At 72.1% G+C, this 22,754-nt stretch carries 18 protein-coding genes and 3 pseudogenes; 10 read left to right on the forward strand and 11 right to left on the reverse strand.

Annotation, left to right across the window (positions count from 1 at the left end; all coding sequences use genetic code 11):
- Positions 1 to 149: 149 nt before the first annotated feature.
- From recF to NCC78_RS32770, 5 genes and pseudogenes are all read right to left on the reverse strand, one after another.
- On the reverse strand, positions 150 to 1,283 hold the full coding sequence (gene recF, locus NCC78_RS10010) for a DNA replication/repair protein RecF (protein WP_250793717.1): 1,134 nt from the start codon (positions 1,281 to 1,283) through the stop codon (positions 150 to 152).
- A 16-nt stretch (positions 1,284 to 1,299) separates the two neighbouring features.
- Complete coding sequence (gnd, locus tag NCC78_RS10015) at positions 1,300 to 2,172, reverse strand: phosphogluconate dehydrogenase (NAD(+)-dependent, decarboxylating) (RefSeq protein ID WP_250793719.1); 873 nt, start codon at positions 2,170 to 2,172, stop codon at positions 1,300 to 1,302.
- 40 nt (positions 2,173 to 2,212) lie between these two features.
- A complete protein-coding gene (gene dnaN, locus NCC78_RS10020) occupies positions 2,213 to 3,346 on the reverse strand; it encodes a DNA polymerase III subunit beta (RefSeq protein WP_250793722.1) in 1,134 nt (377 codons plus the stop codon).
- An 808-nt stretch (positions 3,347 to 4,154) separates the two neighbouring features.
- Positions 4,155 to 5,495: pseudogene (gene dnaA / locus NCC78_RS10025) on the reverse strand (chromosomal replication initiator protein DnaA); the annotation flags it as partial.
- 147 nt (positions 5,496 to 5,642) lie between these two features.
- Positions 5,643 to 6,008, reverse strand: a pseudogene (locus NCC78_RS32770) (chromosomal replication initiator protein DnaA); the annotation flags it as partial.
- Between the two features lie 627 nt (positions 6,009 to 6,635).
- On the opposite strand from NCC78_RS32770, the gene rpmH reads away from it, so the two are divergent.
- From rpmH to NCC78_RS10070, 9 genes and pseudogenes are all read left to right on the forward strand, one after another.
- The gene (gene rpmH / locus NCC78_RS10030; protein ID WP_232269343.1) at positions 6,636 to 6,773 is read left to right on the forward strand and encodes a 50S ribosomal protein L34; all 138 of its coding nucleotides are present in this window, start codon (positions 6,636 to 6,638) and stop codon (positions 6,771 to 6,773) included.
- Positions 6,774 to 6,803: 30 nt separating this feature from the next.
- On the forward strand, positions 6,804 to 7,220 hold the full coding sequence (gene rnpA / locus NCC78_RS10035; RefSeq protein ID WP_250793726.1) for a ribonuclease P protein component: 417 nt from the start codon (positions 6,804 to 6,806) through the stop codon (positions 7,218 to 7,220).
- Positions 7,217 to 7,504 carry a membrane protein insertion efficiency factor YidD gene (yidD, locus tag NCC78_RS10040; protein ID WP_250793729.1) on the forward strand — a complete coding sequence of 96 codons (288 nt, stop codon included), beginning with the start codon at positions 7,217 to 7,219 and terminating at the stop codon, positions 7,502 to 7,504. Before rnpA ends, yidD begins: the two co-directional genes overlap by 4 nt.
- Before the next feature lie 3 nt (positions 7,505 to 7,507).
- Complete coding sequence (yidC, locus tag NCC78_RS10045) at positions 7,508 to 8,491, forward strand: membrane protein insertase YidC (RefSeq protein WP_250793731.1); 984 nt, start codon at positions 7,508 to 7,510, stop codon at positions 8,489 to 8,491.
- A 210-nt stretch (positions 8,492 to 8,701) separates the two neighbouring features.
- Entirely contained in the window at positions 8,702 to 9,298 is a 597-nt protein-coding gene (locus NCC78_RS10050) for a Jag family protein (RefSeq protein ID WP_250793733.1), read from the forward strand.
- 187 nt (positions 9,299 to 9,485) lie between these two features.
- Positions 9,486 to 10,184 carry a 16S rRNA (guanine(527)-N(7))-methyltransferase RsmG gene (rsmG, locus tag NCC78_RS10055; RefSeq protein WP_372495104.1) on the forward strand — a complete coding sequence of 233 codons (699 nt, stop codon included), beginning with the start codon at positions 9,486 to 9,488 and terminating at the stop codon, positions 10,182 to 10,184.
- A 558-nt stretch (positions 10,185 to 10,742) separates the two neighbouring features.
- Positions 10,743 to 11,807, forward strand: coding sequence for a ParA family protein (locus NCC78_RS32030; RefSeq protein ID WP_372495105.1), 1,065 nt, complete (start codon positions 10,743 to 10,745; stop codon positions 11,805 to 11,807).
- A 27-nt stretch (positions 11,808 to 11,834) separates the two neighbouring features.
- Complete coding sequence (locus NCC78_RS10065; protein ID WP_250793737.1) at positions 11,835 to 12,848, forward strand: ParB/RepB/Spo0J family partition protein; 1,014 nt, start codon at positions 11,835 to 11,837, stop codon at positions 12,846 to 12,848.
- A 2,137-nt stretch (positions 12,849 to 14,985) separates the two neighbouring features.
- Positions 14,986 to 15,720, forward strand: a pseudogene (locus tag NCC78_RS10070) (hypothetical protein); the annotation flags it as partial.
- 294 nt (positions 15,721 to 16,014) lie between these two features.
- Here the strand turns inward: NCC78_RS10070 and NCC78_RS10075 are convergent.
- Complete coding sequence (locus NCC78_RS10075; protein ID WP_250793739.1) at positions 16,015 to 17,010, reverse strand: D-alanine--D-alanine ligase family protein; 996 nt, start codon at positions 17,008 to 17,010, stop codon at positions 16,015 to 16,017.
- Between the two features lie 7 nt (positions 17,011 to 17,017).
- On the reverse strand, positions 17,018 to 18,331 hold the full coding sequence (locus tag NCC78_RS10080; RefSeq protein ID WP_250793740.1) for an aminotransferase-like domain-containing protein: 1,314 nt from the start codon (positions 18,329 to 18,331) through the stop codon (positions 17,018 to 17,020).
- Between the two features lie 283 nt (positions 18,332 to 18,614).
- Here NCC78_RS10080 and NCC78_RS10085 point away from each other — a divergent pair, with 283 nt between their 5' ends.
- A complete protein-coding gene (locus tag NCC78_RS10085) occupies positions 18,615 to 19,280 on the forward strand; it encodes a GNAT family N-acetyltransferase (RefSeq protein ID WP_250793743.1) in 666 nt (221 codons plus the stop codon).
- 17 nt (positions 19,281 to 19,297) lie between these two features.
- On the opposite strand, the gene NCC78_RS10090 is transcribed toward NCC78_RS10085, so the two are convergent.
- From NCC78_RS10090 to NCC78_RS10105, 4 genes are all read right to left on the reverse strand, one after another.
- Positions 19,298 to 20,461, reverse strand: coding sequence for an N-acetylmuramoyl-L-alanine amidase (locus NCC78_RS10090; RefSeq protein ID WP_250793745.1), 1,164 nt, complete (start codon positions 20,459 to 20,461; stop codon positions 19,298 to 19,300).
- Between the two features lie 151 nt (positions 20,462 to 20,612).
- Positions 20,613 to 20,936, reverse strand: coding sequence for a thioredoxin (trxA, locus tag NCC78_RS10095; protein ID WP_250793747.1), 324 nt, complete (start codon positions 20,934 to 20,936; stop codon positions 20,613 to 20,615).
- Between the two features lie 32 nt (positions 20,937 to 20,968).
- On the reverse strand, positions 20,969 to 21,922 hold the full coding sequence (trxB, locus tag NCC78_RS10100) for a thioredoxin-disulfide reductase (RefSeq protein WP_250793749.1): 954 nt from the start codon (positions 21,920 to 21,922) through the stop codon (positions 20,969 to 20,971).
- A gap of 183 nt (positions 21,923 to 22,105) precedes the next feature.
- Positions 22,106 to 22,754, reverse strand: a 649-nt coding sequence (locus NCC78_RS10105) for an RsmA family anti-sigma factor (RefSeq protein WP_250793751.1), incomplete at its 5' end; no start/stop codon positions are given.

Consider the following 22,754-nt stretch of genomic DNA (forward strand, 5'->3'; position numbering starts at 1 on the left):
CACCCGCCGCGGCCCCGCCGGACCCGGCTGCGGGCTCCGCGCCGGCCGGCCCGGTCGGCTGACTGCCGGAGCGTCCGCCCGTGCCGCCGGTACGCCCCTTCGCCGGGCCACGCCCACGGGCCGGCCCGTCACCGGCGGTGCTCAGTTGTTCATCCGACACGGCGTACCGTCCCCTCGCCGACGGCGTACCGGGCGCCGCGCAGGGCCGCCGGCACGTCGTCGTCCACCGCACAGGTCACCAGCAGTTGACTCGCCCCGCCCACCAGCTCCGCCAGCCGCTCCCGCCGCCCGGTGTCCAGCTCCGCGAAGACGTCGTCGAGGACCAGCACCGGCTCGATGCCGTCGGAGCGCAGCAGGTCGTAGGCGGCCAGTCGCAGGGCGAGCGCGTACGACCAGGACTCGCCGTGGCTGGCGTACCCCTTGGCGGGCAGCGGGCCGAGGGTCAGCGTGAGTTCGTCGCGGTGCGGGCCGACCAGCGTGGTGCCGCGCTCGATCTCGGCGGAGCGCGATTCGGCGAGCGCGGCCATCAGCGCCGCCGCGAGCGTCTCCCGGTCGGTGGTCGGCTCCGCCAGGTCCACCGACGGCCGGTAGGCGATGCCGGCCGCGCCTCGGCCGGCCGCCACCGCGTCGTACGCCTTGCTCACGTGCGGCGCCAGCGCGGCGACCAGCTCCAGCCGGCCGGCGAGCAGCTCCGCGCCGTGCCGCGCCAGGTGGGTGTCCCAGACCGCCAGGGTCGACAGGTCCCCGCCGCGCGTGCCGCCGGTCTTACGGGCCAGGTAGGCCGTGCGCAGCAGGGCGTTGCGCTGCTTGACCACCCGCTCGTAGTCGGCACGCACGCCGGCGAACCGGGGCTGGCGGCTGACCAGCAGGTCGTCGAGGTAGCGGCGGCGCTCGGCGGGATCGCCCCGGACGAGTTCCAGGTCCTCCGGGGCGAAGAGCACCAACCGGAGCGCGCCGAGCACGTCGCGCGCGCGGCGGGCCGGTGACCGCCCCAGCCGGGCCCGGTTGGCCTTGCCGGGCACGATCTCCAGCTCGACCATCAGCTCGCGGCCCTCGTGGGCCACCGCGCAGCGGATCACCGCCGAGGCGGCGCCCATCCGGACGAGGGGGGCGTCCGTGGCGACCCGGTGCGAGTCCAGGGTCGCCACGTAGCCCAGCGCCTCGACCAGGTTGGTCTTGCCGACGCCGTTGGCGCCGATCAGGACGTTCGCCCCCGGCTCCAGGTCCACGCCGACCCGCTCGTAGGAGCGGAAGTCGACCAGTTCGAGCCGGCGGACGTACACAGGCTGTGGATACCGGTCAGCGCTTGTGGACGGCGTGTCCACCGAACTGCTGGCGCAGCGCGGCGACGGCCTTCATCGCGGGCGAGTCGTCCTGGCGCGAGGCGAACCGGGCGAAGAGCGAGGCGGTGATGACGTTCAGCGGCACGGCGAGCCGGACCGCCTCGTCGACCGTCCAGCGACCCTCGCCGGTGTCCTCGGTGTAGCCGCTCAGCTCGGCCAGCTCCGGGTCCTCGTCGAGGGCCCGGTCCAGCAGGTCGAGCAGCCAGGAGCGGACCACGGTGCCCTCGCGCCAGGACTTGAACACGCCCGGCACGTTGGTGACCAGCTCCGACTTGGCCAGCAGCTCGTAGCCCTCGGCGTAGGCGTGCATCAGGCCGTACTCGATGCCGTTGTGCACCATCTTGGCGTAGTGCCCGGCGCCGACCGGCCCGGCGTGCACGAAGCCGAACTCGCCCGCCGGCTTGAGCGCCTCGAAGATCGGCATGAGCCGCTCGACGTGCTCGCGGGCCCCGCCGACCATCAGCGCGTAGCCGTTCTGCCGGCCCCAGACGCCGCCGGAGACCCCGGCGTCGAGGTAGCCGATGCCGCGCTCGTTGAGCCGCTCGGCCCGCGGCGCGTCGTCGCTGAAGCGCGAGTTGCCGCCGTCGATGATGATGTCGCTCTCGCCGAGCACGCCGGCCAGCTCGTCGATGGTCGCGTCGGTGACCCCGGCGGGAACCATGACCCAGACGGCGCGCGGCGACTCCAGCTTCTCCGCCAGCTCCGCCAGGGTCGCGACGTCGCTCAGCTCCGCGTTGTGGTCGAAGCCGACCACCTCGTGCCCGGCGGCGCGCAACCGCTCGCGCATGTTGCCGCCCATCCGGCCGAGCCCTACCAGGCCGAGCTGCATCTGTTCCTACCTCCGTGCGTGCGGGTCTTCTCGGGCGCGATCAGCGGGAGACGCGGATCGGCATGATGAGGTATCGGTACCCGGGGATGACCTCGCCATCCTCACCGGCAGGCGAAATCACCGCCGGCTTGAAGGCGTCGACGAACGAGAGCACAGCGAACTGGGCCCCCAGGTTGGCGAGACCGTCGATCAGGTACTGGGGGTTGAAGCCGATGGTCAGCGGGTCACCGGTGAAGGTGGCCTCCATCGCCTCGCTGGCCCGCGCCTCCTCGGTGCCGCCGGCCTCGACCACCAGCCCGTCGGTGCTGAAGCTGAGCAGCACCGGGGTGGTCCGCTCGGCCACCAGGGCGACCCGCTTCACCACCTCGATCAGGCTGCTCACCGCCACCCGAGCCTCGGCGTTGTGGGTGGCCGGGAAGAGCGAGCGCACCGGCGGGTAGTTCGCGCCGTCCAGCAGCCGGCTGGTGGTCCGGCGGGTGCCACCGGCGAAGCCGATCATCCCCTCGCCGGCCGCGCCCTGGGAGAGCGCCATGATGGCCTGGCCGCCCAGCGGGCCGAGCGCCTTGGCGGTGTCGTTCAAGGTACGGGCCGGCACCAGGGCGTTGATGCTCACCTCGGGGTCGTCCGGGTTCCACTCCATCTCGCGCAGAGCCAGCCGGTAGCGGTCGGTGGCGAGCATGGCGAGCGTCCTGCCCGAGAGCTCGATGCGTACGCCGGTCATCATCGGCAGCGTCTCGTCGCGGCCGGCGGCGATGGCGACCTGGGCGACCGCGGCGGCGAAGGCGGCGGCGTCGACGGTGCCGGCGCTCTCCGGCATCTCCGGCAGGGACGGGTAGTCCTCCACCGGCATGGTGGGCAGGGTGAACCGGGCGCTGCCGCAGACCAGTTCGAGGTGGGCGCCGACCGCGGCGATGTCCACCGGCTTGGCGGGCAGCGCCTTGGTGATCTCGGCGAGCAGGCGGCCGGAGACCAGGGCGGCGCCGTCGGCGTCCCCGTGCACCTCGACGGTGACCTGGCTGGAGACCTCGTAGTCGAAGCCGGAGACCTGCAGGTTGCCGTCGGTGACACGGAGCATCACTCCGGCCAGCACCGGTACGGACGGCCGGTTGGGCAGGCTTTTCGCGGTCCAGGCCACGGCCTCGGCGAGCGCGTCGCGCTCCACTCGGAACTTCATCAATGCCTCCGCGTCGACGTCAGCGACAACTCTCTCATGCCGACCGCTGCCTACCGACCCGCCTGACCGTGCGGGTACCCATCGCACCTTAGGGCGCGTGGGCATCGGCTGTGCGTCCGACCCCGTGGATCCAGGTGCCCGGGCGACTGCCGACGGCAGCGTCCGGCCCGATCCACAGGAAGTCCAACGGTGATGATTGGTTTTTGTTCTCTTAGAAGAGATAACTCATCGTCTTCATCGCACCTGTGCAAACTGTGGAGAACCCGCGTTCGCGCAGGTCAGACAGGTTATCCACCGGTGGTTTGGCTGTGGAGAACCAGGGGTACAAGTCGTGTCGCGATCCACAGGCCGCCGTTACCCCCAGGCTGTCCACGGTTGTCCACCGGTTGTCCACCGGTAATCCACCGACTTTCTCCCCAGTCCTGTGGATCACCGGAAGCGACCCGACCGGCGTCATCCCCAGAACCTTCAACAGCCCGCCCACAGGGCGACCGTCTCCGGTGGACAACGTCGTGGTTGTCCCCAGGCGTCCACAGCGTTGTCCCCAGGGTTTCTCCACAACCTGTGGGTAACCGGATGGGGGCGGACCGTAGTTTTCCACAGGCGGTGGACAACGAGATGTGGACAACGAGTCGGAAGGTGGACGGTCACGGCCTCGATGCTGTGGTCTCCACCATGTCGAGGGTCAAGCCGCACCGGCTCCGGAGGACGAGACGAGCCGGTCGCGGAGAACGAGAAACGCCCGGCCGGTGGTTCCGGCCGGGCGTGTTCCGTGCTCGTCCCCGTCGCGCGACGGGGGGCGTACGCCTCAGGTGTTCTGCTTGATCCGGTTGGTCAGCTCGGCGATCTGGTTGTAGAGCGAGCGCCGCTCTGCCATCTGCTGGCGGATCTTGCGGTCGGCGTGCATCACCGTGGTGTGGTCGCGGCCACCGAACGCCTGCCCGATCCGGGGCAACGACAACTCGGTCAGCTCGCGGCACAGGTACATGGCCACCTGGCGGGCGTTGACCAGCACCCGCGAGCGGGACTGGCCGCGCAGGTCCTCCAGGCTCACGCCAAAGTAGTCGGCGGTGGAGGCCATGATCTGGTCGGCGTTGATCTCGGGGCCGGAGCCGTCCGGGATGAAGTCCCGCAGCACCTCCTCGGCCAACGACAGCTCGACCGTCGAACGGGTGAGGCTGGCGAACGCGGTCACCCGGATCAGCGCCCCTTCCAGCTCCCGGATCGAGCTGGACACCCGGGAGGCGATGAACTCCAGCACGTCCGGCGGGGCGTACATCCGCTCCTGTGCCGCCTTCTTCTGCAGGATCGCGATCCGGGTCTCCAGGTCGGGCGGCTGGATGTCGGCGAGCAGGCCCCACTCGAACCGCGTCCGCAGCCGGTCCTCCAGCGTGGCCAGCTGCTTCGGCGACCGGTCGGAGGTGATCACGATCTGCTTGTTCGCGTTGTGCAACGTGTTGAAGGTGTGGAAGAACTCCTCCTGGGTGCGCTCGCGGTTCTCCAGGAACTGGATGTCGTCGATCAGCAGGATGTCGACGTCGCGGTAGCGCCGCTGGAACGCGCTGGTCTTGTCGTCCCGGAGCGAGTTGATGAAGTCGTTGGTGAACTCCTCGGTCGAGACGTACCGCACCGAGCGAGCGTTGCCCAGCGTCGTCGCGTAGTGCCCGATGGCGTGCAGCAGGTGCGTCTTGCCCAGCCCGGAGCTGCCGTAGATGAACAGCGGGTTGTACGCCTTCGCCGGCGACTCGGCCACCGCCACGCTCGCCGCGTGGGCGAACCGGTTGGACGAGCCGATGACGAACGTCTCGAACATGTACTTCGGGTTGAGTCGGTTGCCGCCGCTGTCCCCGCCGCCGGGCAGCCGCCGGTCGTCCCGGCCGCCGGGCCGGTGATCCCCGCCACCCCGCCCCGGCCCGCTGTCGGTGCCGTTGTCGCGGGGAAGCGACCGGATCACGTGCTGGTCCCGGGGGGAGCCCGCGTCCTCGCGGTAGCGCGGCTCGTACGGGCGGGTGTCGGCCGGCTGCGGGTCCAGCCGGGCGGACCGCTCGTCGAAGCCGCGCCGTTCTCCGGCGCGCCGTGCCGGGCCCGGACGGTCGGGGCGCGGCGGCTCGGCGAAGGCGGTGCTGAACAGGGCCTCCTGGCCGGTCGGCCCGACGCGGTGGCCGTCGTCGTCCGGCAGCGGCGCCGACTGCTGGTCCCCCCGCCGGTCGGGGTGCGCCTGCTCGGGGATGAGCGTCGACTGCGGCCGACCCCCGTCGAGCGCGGCGTCGTCCCGCGGGCCCGGGCGGTCGTCGTACGCCGCGAGGCCGTCGTCGTAGTCGACCGGTCGGCCGTCGTAGTCGACCGGGGGCGCTTCGGCGGCGCTGCGGTAGACCGTGCCCGCCGGGTGGCCGGCGCCGTCCTCGGGGACGCGGACGGTCACCGCCACCTGGATCGGGCGACCCAGCCGGCGGGTGAGCGCCTCGGTGATCGCCGGGCGCAGGCGGGACTCGATCACGTCGCGGGTGAACGCGTCGGGAACAGAGAGCAGCGCGGTGTCCTCGACGATGGCCCGAAGCCGGGTCAGCCGCAGGTACGCCCGCTGCTGCGCGGAGATGATCTCGTCGGCGAGCTCGTCTGTCGTCGCCGTCCACACCGCGGCAAGGTCGGTCGTACCGGCCACCGTCGTGCCCCCCTCGCCTCTGCTCCCGGACGCCGCCGTCTTCCCAGTCGGCCGTCCCGGGCCCGCCGCGTCGGAGCGGGTGGAACATCACCCACCCGGACGGCCGACCGGTCCTCGTCCACAAGTTATCCACAGCCTGTGTACGTACCGATTGTGGCCGCCCGCCGGACGCGGGTCGGACCTGCCCCTGCCTGAAGGGCGCTGAAGCGGGTTCACCGTGCCGAACGATTCACTGCCCTGTCCGGTCTTGCCCGCCAGTGACGACCGGACCTTTCGACGTTGACCGCAATCGGGCACGGTAACAGCGATGTCGGCGCGTCTTCAACCGCCGACGCGTGGCGACCCTTGTCGGCATCAGCGAAAACCGCCGCATCGGTCGTCGGCGCGCCCCGTGTCCGCCCTGCTGGGAGTGTTTGACGGTCATTGCACCCCTGCGTAGGCTGGAGCGGCTGCTCTCTCGCCCTCTGCTAGGGTGATGGGTGCTTGCTGTCCGTGGCCGCCGCCCCGCATCGCCGAGGTTCCGTGCCACCGGGCAGCACCGATCGGGGGCCACCGCCGAGGTGGCCTGGACCACCACACGACCCCGGCGACCCCTCGTCCGAGGCGTACGAAAACGGAGAGCCTGACGTGAGCAAGCGCACCTTCCAGCCGAACAACCGCCGGCGCGCGAAGACCCACGGCTTCCGGCTGCGCATGCGCACCCGTGCCGGCCGCGCCATCATCGCGACCCGTCGCTCCAAGGGCCGCACCCGCCTGTCGGCCTGAGGCCGACCGGTCCGGGGGGCGTGGGCAGTCGTGCTGGCGGCCGCACAGCGACTGCGGCGCAGCACTGACTTCGCCGCAGCGGTCCGGGGTGGCAGACGCGCCGGTCGTGGCGTCGTCGTCGTCCACCTGACCCTGCCGGTGACCCCCGAGCCCGGGACAGCGATCTCGCCGGAGCCGGCGCGGAACGTCGGTGCGGAGCAGCCCTCCACACCGACCCGCGCCGGCTTCGTCGTGTCCAAGGCCGTCGGGAACGCCGTGGTCCGCAACCGGGTCCGGCGTCGGCTCCGGCACCTGGTCCGCGAGCGGCTGGCCGAGCTGCCGGCGGGGAGCACCCTGGTCGTACGGGCGCTGCCGGCCGCGGCCGACGCGTCGTACCCCCGGCTCGGCGCCGACCTGGACGCGGCGATCGCCGCCGCGCGAGCACCCCGAGGGCGGCGGTCCCGGTGAGCACCGGACCTGCCGCGCCCCGGCCCGCCACCACAGGTGCCCGGGTGCTGATCGGGCCCATCGTCGCGTACCGTCGGTGGATAAGTCCGGCTCTGCCGGCCCGCTGTCGGTTCTACCCGTCGTGCAGTGCGTACGCCCTAGAGGCGGTGGCCCGGCACGGCGCGTTCAGGGGAACCGGCCTCACGGTCCGGCGGTTGTTGCGTTGCCACCCCTTTCACCCAGGTGGACATGACCCGGTGCCGGAGCCGGGCGGTCGCCGCCGTGCCGATGTGACTGGAGCCTGAGAATTGAGTCTCGACTGGATCTACTTCGCGATTTCGTGGATCCTGCTGGCCTGGCATGGGGCCTGGGACGCCATCGGGGTGCCGGACACGGCGGTGATCGGCACCAACTGGGCCTGGATCCTCGCCATCGTCTTCCTGGTGGTCACCGTCCGGGTGATCCTCTTCCCCGTCTTCGTCAAGCAGATCAAGTCGCAGCGGGCGATGCAGGCTCTCCAGCCGCAGGTGAAGGCGCTGCAGGAGAAGCACAAGGGTGACCGGGAGACGCTCCAGAAGGAGATGATGGAGCTCTACCGGAAGGAAAAGGCCAACCCGCTGATGGGCTGCCTTCCGATGTTCCTCCAGATCCCGGTCTTCCTCGGTCTCTTCCACGTGCTCCGCCGGCTCGACCCGGCCAAGCAGAGCAAGACCCTCTACGGCTGGACGGTCGACCAGTTCGAGAGCGCCTCGGCCGCGAAGATCTTCACCGCGCCGATCGCCGGCAAGTTCGGCTCGACCGCCGACGAGCTGGCCCGCCTCGGCGCCAACGGCACCACGGTCAAGATCATCGCCGGCATCCTGGTCCTGGTGATGATGGGCACCACGTACCTCACCAGCCGTCAGATGATCCTCAAGACCGGCTGGGCCGAGGACCCGCAGCAGCGGATGATCCAGAAGCTGATGCTCTACGGCATCCCGCTGTCGCTGCTCATCTCCGGCGCCATCTTCCCGATCGGCGTGATCATCTACTGGGTCACCAACAACCTCTTCACCCTCGGCCAGCAGCAGTGGGTGCTGCGGAAGTTCCCGCCGATGGTCACCGCAAACAACACCACCACCGCCCCGCGCAGCCCGGTGCAGCCGGCGAAGACGGGTGGCCTGCTCGGCCGCCGGGCCAAGCCGGCCCCCCAGGCCCCGGCCAAGCCGGTCGCGCCGAAGGTCGCCGGCCCGAAGCCGGGCGCCAAGCCGGTCAACCCCAAGAAGAGCCGCCCCGCCAAGCGGCAGGGCTAATCCTCCGGGCCGCCGTCGGGAGACCGGCGGCGGCCCGTTCCGCATCGCGCAGCCGCCGTACGGCCGGCGCCGGGCGGAACCCGGCGCGCGCGACGCGGCCACGGGCGACACTGCCCGTACAGACGTGCCCGTGGGCACCGGCGACCTCCCGCCGGCCCCGGGAAACCAGCGGACCCGACGGTCCGGCCGAGCGACTACGGAGATGAGACCGTGACCGACACCAGCACCCCCCGCGCTGAGAAGTCCCTGGACGAGGAGGGGACCACGCCGATCGCGGCGAACGGCGACGGCGAGCCCGAGGAGACCGGCACCGAGTCGGGCGCCCGGGAGAAGAAGGCCCTGGGCGAGAGCGAACTGTTCGAGCAGAGCGAGATCGCCGCCGACTACATTGAGGGCCTGCTCGACGTCCTCGACTACGACGGTGACATCGACGAGATGGTCGCCGCCGGCCGTCCCGTCGTCGAGGTCGTCGGCGACGGGCTGCAGAACCTGGTCGGTCAGCGTGGCGCCACCCTGGAGGCCCTCCAGGAGCTGGCCCGGCTCGCCGTCTTCCGGCAGACCGGTTCGCCGAGTCGACTGCTGCTCGACGTCGGCGGCTACCGCGCCAGCCGTCGTAAGGAACTCGCCGCCGTGGCCAAGAACGCCGTCGAGAAGGTCAAGGAGCACGGCGAGCCGGTCCGCCTGGAGCCGATGTCCGCGTTCGAGCGCAAGTGCGTGCACGACGTGGTCAACGCCATGAGCGGGGTGGAGAGCGAGTCCGAGGGCGTCGAGCCGAACCGGCGCATCATCGTCCGGCCGGCGGACTGACCGGGTGACACACGACGACACCGCGGCCGGTGCCGTGGACGGCCCGGGTGGCACGCCGCCCGGGCCGTCGGCTGTCCGCTCCGAACCGCCGGTGACTTCCGACCCGTCCGTCACTCCGGACGACAACGAGCCCACGGCGTCCGACGCCCGCACCCCGTCGCCGGCCGACGCGGTACTTCCGCCGGAGCTGGCCGACGCGGCCCGCACCCTCTTCGGCGACCGGCTCGACCTCGCCGCCGCGTACGCCGAACTGCTGGTGACCGAGGGCGTCGTCCGGGGTCTGATCGGCCCTCGTGAGGCGCCCCGCATCTGGGACCGGCACCTGCTCAACTGTGCCGCCGTGGCCGAGCGGATCCCCGAGGGAGCGTCGGTGCTCGACGTCGGCTCCGGGGCCGGACTGCCCGGTCTGGTGCTGGCCATCGCGCGGCCGGACCTCACCGTCACCCTGATCGAGCCGCTCGCTCGGCGCACCTCCTTCCTCATCGAGGCGGTGCAGCAGCTCGGCCTGGCGAAGACGGTCCGGGTGTTCCGGGGCCGGGCCGACGAGGCGGCCACCGGGGCGACCGGCACGGGCCCGCTGAGCGGAGACATCGTCACCGCGCGGGCCGTGGCGCCGCTGGACCGCCTCTCGACGTGGAGCCTGCCGCTGGTCGTGCGGGGCGGTCGGCTGCTTGCACTCAAGGGCGCCTCGGCGGCCGAGGAGGTCGCCGAGCACGCCGGGACCGTCGCGCGGCTCGGCGGCGGCGAGGCCGAGGTGCGCCACTGCGGCGTGGGCGTCATCGACCCGCCGACGACCGTGGTGGAGATCGTGCGGGAGCGGGTGGTCAATCCGGTCCGGCCGAAGGCCCCGAAGCGGTCGCGCGGCGGCCGGTCCCGGCGGCGCTGACCTCCCGTTTCGACACCGCGGAGCCGGGGGCCGTTGCCGCGTGCCGGCTTCCCGGTCGCCGGTTGGTTCGTTGAACCGGTACGGGTGGACGGAAAGGGATGTAGAACCCGACGTGGACCGGCTGCGCCCGTGAGCCGTAGGCTGGCCGCGCGTCGATAGTGTGGAGCGGGCGGCGACCGACGTTCACCGCGATCCCGACCGCTCCCGGCTGGGCCGTACGCACCGCGGTGCGAGCGCACGTGCGGCCGGTTGACGGGGTGCGGACCGACCATCCGAAGCGGGCAGGGATGACAGGTGCATGACGACGGCAGGTACGACGATCCACGCGTGACCGGATCAGCGGGCGATCCCGTTTCACGTGAAACCGACTACCCGAGCTGGTCGCCCGACGGGGCGTCCCGCAGCCCGTCGGTCCGACCGCCGGACCGTGACCCGGTCGTCGACCACGACGCCCCGGTGTCAGGGGTGCCGCAGGCGGCGCCCGGCCCGGCGGAACTCCCGGCGGCGCGGACCCCGACAGACGGGCCGCCGCGCCCGGGCAACTCGGCCGGCGGCCGGGTGATCCCCATCCGGCGGAACAGTGCGGCCCCCGCCCGCTTCGAGCCCGCGGTGCCGCAGCAACCCGATCCCGCCACGAGGCCGGACGCGACCCCCGTTCCCGTCACCGACACGCCCGCGCCCTCGACCGGTGCCTCCGCGCACCCCGAGGCCGCGTACGTTTCACGTGAAACCCCGACGCGCGAAGAGGATGACCCACCGTTGGCTATGGAGGCGATGCGCGCCGTGCAGATCCTGAATCCCAGTGGCGAGGTGACGATGCCTCGACCGGACCGGACCCGGGTCATGTGCGTCGCGAACCAGAAGGGCGGCGTGGGGAAGACCACGACCACGGTGAACCTGGCGGTGGCGCTCGCCCTGCACGGCAACCGGGTGCTGGTGGTGGACCTCGACCCGCAGGGCAACGCCTCCACCGGGCTCAACGTCCCCCACCACACCGGAGTGCCCGATGTCTACGACTGCCTCATCAACAGCATGCCGCTGGAGGAGGCCGCCCAGACGGTCGAGGGCATTCCGAACCTGTGGTGCGTACCGGCCACCATCGACCTGGCCGGCGCGGAGATCGAGCTGGTCTCGGTGGTCGCCCGCGAGTCCCGGTTGTCCCGGGCCATCGACGCGTACCCGGGCCAGTTCGACTACGTCTTCATCGACTGTCCGCCCTCGCTCGGCCTGCTCACCGTCAACGCCCTGGTGGCCGCGCAGGAGGTGCTCATCCCCATCCAGTGCGAGTACTACGCGCTGGAAGGGCTGAACCAGCTGATCAACAACATCAACCTGGTCCGGCAGCACCTCAACCCGAAGCTCGAGGTCTCCACCATCCTGCTCACGATGTACGACCGGCGCACCAGGCTGGCCGACGCGGTCGAGCAGGACGTGCGGAACCACTTCGGCGACAAGGTGCTCCAGGCGGTCATCCCGCGCAACGTCCGCGTCTCCGAGGCACCCAGCTACGGCCAGTCGGTCATGACCTACGATCCGGGATCGCGGGGGGCGACGAGCTACTTCGAGGCCGCCCAGGAGATCGCCGAGCGTGGTGTCAAGGAGCCGGTGAGCCGGAATGCGTAGTGCGGACGATTCGCTGGGAGGCGTGGCATGAAGAACCGTCCTCGGGGCGGTCTGGGTCGAGGCCTGGGGGCGCTCATCCCGACCGGGCCGGCGCCCGCCGCCGTGGCCGATGCGGCTGACCCGATCGCCGACGGCATGGAGGGCGCGTCCGCCGTGGCGGCACCGCCCGCCGTGCACGTGGCCGTGGCGGCACCGTCCGTGCCCGAGCTCAGTCCGGTTCCCGGCGCCCGGTTCGCCGAGATCCCGGTCGACGCCATCGTGCCGAACCCGAAGCAGCCCCGGCAGGTCTTCGACGAGGACGCCCTGGAGGAGTTGAAGACCTCCATCCGGGAGGTCGGCTTCCTCCAGCCGATCGTCGTACGACAGCTCGACGACGAGAAGTACGAGCTGGTCATGGGTGAGCGGCGCTGGCGGGCCGCCCAGGCGGTCGGGCGGGAGAACATCCCGGCGATCGTGCGGGACACCCGGGACGACGCGATGCTCCGCGACGCGCTGCTGGAGAACATCCACCGGGCCAACCTGAACCCGCTGGAGGAGGCCGCCGCGTACCAGCAGTTGCTGGAGGAGTTCGGCGCCACCCACGAGGAGCTGGCCCGGCGGATCGGCCGGAGCCGGCCACAGATCTCGAACACCATCCGACTGCTCAACCTCCCGGCGCAGGTGCAGCGGCGGGTCGCCGCCGGCGTTCTCTCCGCCGGGCACGCCCGCGCGTTGCTGAGCCTGGACGAGCCGGAGGCGCAGGAACAGTTGGCGCTCCGGATCGTCGCCGAAGGGCTCTCGGTCCGGGCGACCGAGGAGATCGTGGCGCTGGCCCTGAGCGACGGCACGAGCAAGAAGGAGTCGGCGAAGCGGCGACCGAAGCCGCACGCCCCCGCCCTGACGGATCTGGCCGATCGCCTCTCCGACCGGTTCGACACCCGGGTCAAGGTGGACATCGGCCGGAGCAAGGGCAAGATCACCATCGAGTTCGCGACGGTCGACGACCTGGAGCGAATCGTCGGCATCATCGGGGTGGGCGAAGAGGGGGAACCCGAGGCCTGACCCGGTACGGCCCCATCGGCCGCGTGAACCCGGTCGGGTCACGCGGCCGTTCCATGCCCGCGCTTCCGATCCCGGCCTCCAGCGCCCTTGCTCCTGTCCCCCTCGCGCCTTGAGTCCCGTTCCTCCCGCGCCTTGCTCCCGTCCCTCCTGCGCCTTGGTCCCGTCCCTCCTGCGCCTTGGTCCCGTCCGTCCCGGGCCTTGCTCCCGCCCCTCCAGCGGACTGCGTTTCGCCGAGACGGAGGTGCTGGACCGGCCTGATGCGCCGGCCTCGACTTCCGGCTCCACCCCAACCCCGGTCCGGCCAGATTCGGTCCGGCCCTGATGTGGTGTCCCCTGATGTGATGGCCTCTGATGTGGTGGCGTCTGATGCGGTGGCCCCTGCGCGTCCGGCACCCGGGGTCTTTCCGAGCATCCGCCTGCCCGGCCCCTGTCTCGACGCTCGCACCGGGCCGTTCGACGTTCGACCGCGTCTCGGTCCCGGCCTCGATCACCCGGGGTCTTCCGAGCAGCCGCCCGGCCCGACCCCTGTCTCGACCCTCGGCACCGGGCCGTCGGCGTTCGACCCCCTCCCGACCCTGGCCTTCGACACACGGCCCGCCCCCAGGACGGGCGGCGAGGAGTCGCCGATGCGCCTCCCCGTCCTCCGCCCACTTCCCAGCCGGTCGTCCCCGCCTCCGGTCATGTCGGATGCCGTTGGACCCCACGTCCAACTCCACCGGCTTCCCGCCCGACGCCTGACACGATGGCCCACCTGGCTCGTGCGTGCAGAGCAGGTACGCCGCCGACGGGACGATGCCGACACGCAGGAGAACTTCCGGTTGATGCGGGCGGCGTTGGACGAGACCCGGTGAAGACGGCCGGGCAGCCGACCGGATCTCAGTTCCGAGCGGGTGAGCCGATCATCGCCGTTTCACGTGAAACCCACGCCCCGGATTCGGTTTCACGTGAAACGGCGGCTCCAGCTCTTCTCAGAGCGACGGGAGGCGGCTACCCACACCCACACCGGCCCCGGTGGAGTGGCTGCCGGCAACGGCGTCCTGGGCGGCGGGAATCAGTGCCTCAGGAGGCCGGAGGCGCCGAGCAGCGTGAGAATGAGAGACCCTTCGGGCCCGCCGGCGCGAGGATCCCGCCCGGGGGACAGAGCAGCACGACGACAACTGCTCCGAGGAACGACAGCGGCGGCCGGGAGTCGGGGCGGCAGTCGGAGGCCGGGCGCCGAAGGCCGGGAGACAGGATCGGCAGCCGGCAGCCGGGAGACAGGATGGGCTCTTGTGACCCTCGCCGGTCTGGTGCGGGCGCAACTGCACCACCCGCTCACCACGCCGCGGGCGAGCCTGCTCGGCGGAGCCGGGAGTCGGAGGCCAGCAGTTGGAGGCCGAGCGCTGGGGAGGGAAGCCGCGAGGCGGCCTGCCCGGGAGTGACCGGCGTGCGACGGGTCAACCAGTCCGGAGAGCGACGCAGCGCCAGGACCAACGCGACAGGGGCGGGGGCAGCGCGAGAGAGGCGTGCCGGCGGAGAGGGCAGCGGAGATCCGGTTCGCGACGCGGAGAGCAGGGTGATCGCGGAGAGCCCCTGTCCGCCTTTCAGGCGGCGAAACGACCGAGGCCTGCCTTCCGGGTCGGGCCGGCTCCCACTCGACGCCCCGCCGGCCGTGAGGGATCCCTGAGGGAAACCGGCCGGCGGCACCGAAACGGCCGGGACGGCGGCCCGGGACACGACCCGAGGCGACGGGCGACCACCCGGTTGAAGCTCACGACGCCCACGGCTAGGACCGGCGATGGGTTCGCCTCCTGCCGTTCCACTGGCGAATAGGCCGCGTCGTCGGTCGACCCGTTTCACGTGAAACGTGACCCGCGCGCCTCGGCGGGCGACCCTCGCGCCGAGTTCGCGAAGAGCCGGCCGCGACCGCCAAAAGTTATCCACAGGGGTTTTCCACAGGCAGGCCCAGTTTCACGTGAAACAGCGCGTGGATGCGGGTGCTGACCTGTGGATGACGGGCTGTGCTCGGGGTCTCAGCGGCCTGTGGATATCGGTGGCCGGCGCTGGTTGGCGGGCCGTTCAGACCGGTGAAACTCCTCGGAGAAGACCGATCGTCCAGGTAGGGACAGCGGTGCCGGAACGGGTTAGTGTCAGCGTCGTGCACGACACCCCTCCCTCAGTCCCGGACTTCACCCAGTGGCCGTCCTTCCCCTTCGAGGGCGACCTCCGTGTCAAGCAGCTCGATGACCCGGTCTCGATCGAACCGCCCCGCAAGGGGGAGGGCCACCGGGATTGCACCGCCTGCAACGCCCCCGACGACGCCTACATCTGGGTGGGCGAGCGCTGGCGGGTACGCGCCATGGACCGCCCAACCGGGCTGCCGATGGTGCTGATCCTCGAATCCCGGTCGCATTTCGACCTGGGCGACCTGCCCAACCTGCTCGCCGCCGAGCTGGGGGTGATGACCGTACGGCTGGAACGGGCGATCCGCTCCCTGGACGGCGTCGGCCGGGTGCACGTCAACCGCTGGGGTGACGGCTCGGCGCACCTGCACATGTGGTTCCTCGCCCGGCCCTACGGGCGGCTCCAGCTGCGCGGTACCTTCCTTTCGCTCTGGGACTCCATCCTGCCGCCGATCTCCGAGGCGCAGTGGCGGGAGAACCTGGCCCTGGTCGCCGCGTGGCTGGCCGAGTTCGGGGGCCGTCCGCTGGCCGAGCCGCCGCGCATCCAGTGGCAGGCCCCGTCCAGCTTCGCCGGCCACACCGCCGCCGCGGCCGACCTCGCGGAGGAGGAGGCGGTGTCGGTGATCGAGGCCGCCGAGGAGATCCCGGTCCCGCCGGCCCACGACGAGCCGGAGGCCGAGGCCGCCACGAACGGCCGGCAGGCCGGCGACTGACGGGGCACCACGCGTACGGCGGGCCCTGGTGAGCCGTCGGCGTCCTGGTGATCTCCGGTCAGGATGGTGCGGGCGTCGGCCCACGAGCTGAACGAGCCGCATGAGTCGCCCTACCGGGCCAGTGGCAACGAGGCGACCGCGGAGTCAGCAGCGACGAGCGGCGGTGGCGGATTCAAGGCGCCGACCGAGGACGGCGCGGTCAGCGGCGACGGCGATGCCGCTCAGGTCGGGTGGCGCCGGGTCAGGCGCTACCCGCGGCGACGAGAAAGTCAGCGGGACGGCGGCGCGGGCTCAGTGGCGGGCGACGGCGCGGGCCACCAGGGTGCCGATCATCCGCCCGAAGTCCAGACCGGCGGCCTGCACCGCGAGCGGCAGCAGTGAGGTCTCGGTCATGCCCGGCGAGACGTTGACCTCCAGGACGTGCGGCTGCCCGGCTGAGTCGACGATCAGGTCGACGCGGCTGAGGTCGCGCAGGCCGAGCGCGGTGTGGGCGGCCAGCGCCACTTCGGCGACCCTGTCGGCCACCTCAGGGTTGAGCCGGGCCGGGGTGTGCCAGGTCGTCCGGCCGGCGGTGTAGCGGGCGGCGTAGTCGTAGACGCCGTTGCGGGGCACGATTTCCACGGCCGGCAGGGCCTGCGGCCCGTCGCCCAGGTCGACCACGGAGACGGCCACGTCCATCCCCGGCACGTACCGCTCCACCAGCGCCGTCGGGTCGTACGCGAAGCACCCGACCATGGCGGCCGGCAGCGACGTGGCGTCCCGGACCACGGCGGCGCCCAGTCCCGAACCACCCTGGGCGGGCTTCACCATCAGCGGCAGCCCCAGTCGGTCCACGATCCGGTCCAGCACCGCCACCGCACCCAGTTCGGAGAAGCGGTCGTGCGGCAGGGCCACCCAGTCCGGGGTCGGGATGCCGGCCTCGCGGAGCACCGCCTTCGCCGAGGGCTTGTCCCAGGCGAGCCGGGACGCGCGGGCGTCGCAGCCGACGTAGGGGACGCCGCAGAGGTCCAGCACGCCGCGGAGCGAGCCGTCCTCTCCGGTGGCACCGTGCAGGGCGATCACCACGGCGTCCGGCGGGTCGGCGCTCAGCGCCGGCAGCAGCGCGATGTCGGCGTCCCGCAGCTCGGCGTCCATCCCGACGGCACGCAGCGCGTCGAGCACTCGGCGGCCGGACCGGAGCGAGACGTCACGCTCGTAGGAGAGCCCGCCGGCGAGCACCAGCACGCGCAGGTCGGCGGTGACGGCGGGGGTGGTCACGACGGAACGGTCGGCAGCGGTGGGAGCCATGCCGGAATCATGCCAAGTCAGGACCCGGGGTGTCGGAACCGGCCTGCCCGCGCCGCGCGCCGGGCCGGCCCACCGCGCCGAACACCCGCCGCATGGCGATCTCCTGCTCCATCACGCCGGCCAGCCGGCGGATCCCCTCGCGGATGCGCTCCGGGGGCGGGAAGGAGAAGTTGAGCCGCATGTTGCCGGCGCCGGTCGCGTCGGCGTAGAAGCCGGTGCCCGGGACGTACGCCACCCGGGCGGCGATGGCCCGCGGCATCATCGCCTTCGAGTCGAGCCCGTCGGGCAGGGTCGCCCAGACGAAGAGGCCGCCACCCGGAGTCGTCCAGGTGGTGCCGGCGGGCATCAGGTCCTCCAGCGCGGTCAGCATCGCGTCCCGCCGCTCCCGGTAGACCTCGCGGTAGACCTTCAGCTGCTCCTGCCAGGGCATCGTCGCCAGGTAGGTGGAGACGGCGGCCTGCGCGTAGCCGCTGGGGCAGAGGATCTGTGCCTCGCTGGCGATGACCAGCTTGTCGCGCACCGCGTGGGGGGCGAGGATCCAACCCACCCGCAGGCCCGGGGCGAAGGTCTTGGAGAAGGTGCTGAGGTAGAAGACCCCCTCCCGCCGCCGCGCGCGCAGCGGCGCCGGCGCGTCACCCTCGAAACCCAGCTGACCGTACGGGTCGTCCTCGACCACCAGCAGGCCGGCGCGCTCGCAGATGTCCAGGACCCGCTCGCGTCGCTCCTCGGTCAGCGTCACGCCGGTGGGGTTCTGGTAGGTCGGGATGGTGTAGAGGAACTTCACCCGGCGGCCGGCCCGCGCCTGCTCGGCGATGGCCGTCTCCAACGCCTCGGGGATCAGCCCGTCGCCGTCCATCGGCACGTGCACGACCTGCGCCTGGGCGGCCTGGAACACCCCGAGCGCGCCGACGTAGGTCGGCCCCTCGGCGAGCACCACGTCACCCGGGTCGAGAAAGAGCCGGGCCACCAGGTCGAGGGCCTGCTGCCCGCCGACGGTGACCACCACGTCCTCCGGGGAGGCGCCGCAGGCGGCGTCGATGCCGGAGAGCGTCATCACCTCGCAGATCCGCTCGCGCAGCTCCAGGGTGCCCTGGCCGATGCCGTACTGGAGGGTGGTGGCGCCGTGCTCCGCGCCGAGCCGCCCGAGCATCTCGCCGACCGCGTCGAGGGGGAGCGCCGCGATGTAGGGGGCGCCGCCGGCGAGGGAGACCACCTCCGGCCGGCTGGCGACCGCGAAGAGCGCGCGGATCTCCGAGACGGTCATGCCCCGCACCCGGCGGGCGTACCGGTCGGTGTAGTCGTCGAGCGTCGTGCCGGTCATGACATCACCTCGATGGCTGCTCGGGTGGACCCCGCCCCGGGTACCCGGGGCACCGGCGACCATGGCGACGGGGACGCCGACTGTCGATCCTAGTCGGCCCGCACCAGGGACGTGACCGGCGTCCACATGCCGGACCGTCGCCGGGTGCCCCCCGCGGGTGGGGATTCGCGCGTCCTCTCCCGCAGCGTCCGATCCCGGCGTACGATCGCTCGTCGGGGGGCAGGAAAGCGGCGGTGTCGTTCCGTGCCGGTTCCCCCTCCGAGCCTAATGTGGGGATACGCCAATGTCGCGACGTCTGGTCAGCCTGACCCTCGACACCCTGGAGGACCTGCCCCGCCCGTGCCGGCAGTGCGTCTACTGGGAGCTCGACCCGGTGTCCGCGGACCGGGCTTGCGCCGCCGGTGACCCGGGGCTGGAGAAGGAGGCCTGGGTCTCGCAGACGCTGCTGGAGTGGGGCTCCTGCGGCAAGCTCGTCTACGTCGACGGCATGCCGGCCGGCTTCGTGATGTACGCCCCGCCGGCCTACGTGCCCCGCTCGATGGCGTTTCCCACCTCGCCGGTCTCCCCCGACGCGGCGCTGCTGATGACGGCCAACGTGGTGCCCGCCTTCGCCGGTGGCGGGCTGGGTCGGATGCTGGTCCAGGGCGTCGCCCGGGACCTCACCAAGCGCGGCATCAAGGCGATCGAGGCCTTCGGCGACGCCAAGTTCGGCGACGCGGCCGACCCGACCGGCACGTGCGTCGCCCCCGCCGACTTCTTCCTCTCCGTGGGGTTCAAGACGGTCCGTCCGCACCCGCGCTTCCCCCGCCTGCGGCTGGAGCTGCGCACCGCGCTGAGCTGGAAGTCCGACGTCGAGTACGCGCTGGAGAAGCTGCTCGGCTCGATGAGCCCGGAGACGCTGCTCCGCCCCGTCCGCCCGGCCCCGGCCACCCGCTCCACCACCGGCTGAGACCCGGCGGGCGGGAATCAGTCGACCACCGTGCCGGCGGCCACCACCGCCCGCAGCTCGCTCACGTCGATCGAGCCGGTCGGGACGTCCCTCTCGATGGGGAAGTACATCCGCTGCACGGCCGCCACGATCGCCTCGACTATCCGGTCGCGGAACCGGGGGTCGACCAACCGGCTGCGGTCCCCGGGCGAGGTGAGGTAGCCGACCTCCACGCGGACCGCCGGCATCCGGGTCAGTCGGAGCAGGTCCCACGCCTTCGCGTGCGTACGGCAGTCGCGCAGCCCGGTGCGGGCCACGATCTCCCGCTGCACCAGCCCCGCGAGCCGCTCCCCCGTGGCCGAGGTCACGCCGTTGTCGGTGCCGTAGTGGTAGGTCGCCACCCCCTCTGCCTCGGGGTTGGCGTGCCCGTCGGTGTGCAGCGAGATGAACACGTCGGCACCGAGCGCGTTGGCCAGTTCGGCCCGCTCGACGTCGGGCAGGCAGGTCTCCGGGGTGGGCCCGCGGGTGAGCTGCACCCGGACGCCGGACGCGGCGAGTCGCCCCTCCAGCCGGCTGGCCAGATCGTGCACCAGGTCGGCCTCGGTCCACCGCATCCGCCCGTCCGGGACCACCACGCCCGGATCGGTGCCGCCGTGGCCGGGGTCGACGACCACGGTCCGGCCCACCAGGGCCGGGCCGGACTGCCGGATGGCGTCGGACTCGCGCAGCCACTGCGGCCGTCCGCCCACGACCTTGCGTCCGAGCCGGCGCAGCGCGTTCATGGTGTGCGGTCCGCACGAGCCGTCCGGGGTCAGCCCGACCTCCCGCTGGAACTGCGCCACCGCCCGCGAGGTCCGTACGCCGTAGATGGCGTCGGCCCGGCCGACGTCGTACCCCATCTCCAGCAGGCGTTCCTGTAGCGACCGGACGTCCTCGCCGGTGAGCGGGTCGGGGACGGCGTGGTAGAGGGTGCGGGCGCCCAGCCGCCAGCGGGCGGCGTCCAGGGCGCGCCAGGTCTCGGCGCCGACCCGGCCGTCCACGCTGAGCCCCCGGGACTGCTGGAAGGCCCGGACCGCCCGTTCGGTGTGGACGTCGAACTCCTCGGCGTCCGCCGTCGCCGGCGCGAGCAGGTCGAGGCCGGTCAGCACCGTACGGATCTCCGTCACCGCGGGTCCACGGTCACCGGGTCGGATCGGACGCACGCACGACCCCCTCTGCACGGACGCTGGCTGGCCGGGCGGCCCCGGGGTTGACGTTAGGCGCTTCCCGGGCCGCAGGTGGGCGGGCCGGGAAAAAGGCGTCGACCCCGCACCCGGTGGGCCGGGTACGGGGTCGACGCGGTGTTCGTGCTGCTCAGAGCGCCGATTCGATGAGCTTGACCAGCTCGCCCTTCGGCTTGGCTCCGGCGATCGACTGCACCGGCTCGCCGTTCTTGAATACGGTGAGGGTCGGCACGGACATCACCCGGTAGGCCCGCGCGGTCTCCGGGTTCTCGTCGATGTTGAGCTTGACGATGGTGACCTGGTCGCCCATCTCGCCGGCGATCTCCTCCAGCAGCGGCGACACCTTGCGGCACGGTCCGCACCATTCGGCCCAGAAGTCCACCAGCACCGGCTTGTCCGACTTCAGTACGTCAGCGGCGAAGCTCGCGTCGGTGACCGACTTGGTTGCTCCCACTATGACCCTCCTCGGGGATGTGTAACTGTTGTTCAGCCCTGCAGCGTGGCGATGAACCGTTCGGCGTCGAGCGCGGCGGCACAGCCCGTGCCGGCGGCGGTGATCGCCTGCCGGTAGGTGTGGTCCACCACGTCGCCGGCCGCGAAGACACCGGGCACGCTGGTCCGGGTGCTGGGCGACTGGACCTTGACGTACCCCTCGCCGTCGACTTCCACCTGGTCGCGGAAGAGCTCGCTGCGCGGGTCGTGACCGATGGCAACGAAGACGCCGGTGACGTCGAGCACCTTGGCCTCCCCGGTGTGCGTGTTGCGCACCCGTACGCCGGAGACCTTGCCGTCGGCGCCGAGGATCTCCTCGACCACCGAGTTCCACTCGACCTTGATCTTGTCGTTGCTCAGCGCCCGGTCGGCCATGATCTTGCTGGCCCGGAACGAGTCCCGCCGGTGGATGATGGTGACCGACTCGGCGAAGCGGGTGAGGAAGCTGGCCTCCTCCATCGCCGAGTCACCGCCGCCGACGACCACGATGTGCTGGTTGCGGAAGAAGAAGCCGTCGCAGGTCGCGCAGGACGAGACGCCGTGGCCGAGGTATTCCTGCTCGCCCGGCACGCCCAGGGGACGCCAGGCGGATCCGGTGGAGAGGATGACGGCGCGGGCCCGGTAGGCGGTCTGCCCCACCCACACCGTGCTCACCGTGTCGGAGCCGATACTGCCGGTGTCCTTGAGCTCGACCCGGGTGACGTCGTCGGTGAGGAACTCCGCGCCGAACCGCTCGGCCTGCTTGCGCATGTTGTCCATCAGCTCGGGGCCGAGGATGCCGTCGGCGAAACCGGGGAAGTTCTCCACCTCGGTGGTCGTCATCAGCGCGCCACCGGACTGCACGCCCTCGATCACGAGCGGCTTCAGGTTGGCGCGGGCGGCATAGACCGCCGCCGTGTAACCGGCCGGCCCGGAGCCGATGATGATCAGGTTGCGGACCTCGTCCACTGCCGTCTCCCGATTTGTGTGTGTTCGTCATCGGCGCGCGCACCGATGTCGATCCGAGTGCGGCACCTCAGCCGAGTGCCGACAACTGACCTGCAGAACGTCATCGTACGAACCGGGGATTCCCGAGCCGGTCATCCGGTGGGTCACGTCACGTGGGCGGTCAAACGCCCGGCGACCGCGTTTTCACCCTACCCGCGTGCGGTAGCGACTGTCCGAGCCGGACCCGGGGACGCCGCATTCGGGCCCGCTCACCCAGGCCCAGCGGGCGCCGGTGACGTCGGTGAAGCCGACCACCAGCGCCGGCTGCCCCTGGAACCGGGCGTAGTCGACGACCTCCACCACGAGCGGTCCGTCGCCGTGTTCGGCGCCGATCTCGCCGAGGCAGGTGTTGAGCGCGGCGGGATCGGCGAGCCGGTCGAGGTTGCCAGGGCCGGCCAGCCGCCCTCCCTCGCTCACGGCACCGGCCGAGGGCGAGCCGCTGGCCAGCTGCCTCACCTGCGGCGACAGCCCGGTGGCGAGATCCTCCGGCGTGTAGTCCGCCCCGCTGCGCTGCGGCGCACCGGTGGCCCGGAACGGCGCGGCGGCCGCCGGATCGGCGACCTCGGGGTTGGCCTGGCTGCTCGCCGCCGAGTCGGAGGCTGAGTTCTCCTGGCCGTCCGTGAACCGGGTCACGCCCAGCCCGACGGCCGCGATCGACACCGCGGCGAGCGCGACCGGGCCGGCGAGCCGGTTCCAGCGGCGGCTGCGACGGCCGGGGCCGGTCGTTCCGCCCCGGCCGGGCCCCGACCGGGTCACCCCGGCGGGACGCCGCCCGGTTCCGCCGAGTGGCTGC

Origin of the sequence: Micromonospora phytophila (assembly GCF_023656545.1) — a bacterium.
In the GTDB taxonomy this organism is placed as follows: domain Bacteria; phylum Actinomycetota; class Actinomycetes; order Mycobacteriales; family Micromonosporaceae; genus Micromonospora; species Micromonospora phytophila.

Bases quoted from the DNA above. Each gene is read 5' to 3' on its own strand.
- dnaN (WP_250793722.1), bottom strand. From the start codon at position 3,346: ATGAAGTTCCGAGTGGAGCGCGACGCGCTCGCCGAGGCCGTGGCCTGG.
- NCC78_RS10075 (WP_250793739.1), bottom strand. From the start codon at position 17,010: ATGGCTCCCACCGCTGCCGACCGTTCCGTCGTGACCACCCCCGCCGTC.
- NCC78_RS10065 (WP_250793737.1), top strand. From the start codon at position 11,835: ATGAAGAACCGTCCTCGGGGCGGTCTGGGTCGAGGCCTGGGGGCGCTC.
- gnd (WP_250793719.1), bottom strand. From the start codon at position 2,172: ATGCAGCTCGGCCTGGTAGGGCTCGGCCGGATGGGCGGCAACATGCGC.
- NCC78_RS10085 (WP_250793743.1), top strand. From the start codon at position 18,615: ATGTCGCGACGTCTGGTCAGCCTGACCCTCGACACCCTGGAGGACCTG.
- NCC78_RS10080 (WP_250793740.1), bottom strand. From the start codon at position 18,331: ATGACCGGCACGACGCTCGACGACTACACCGACCGGTACGCCCGCCGG.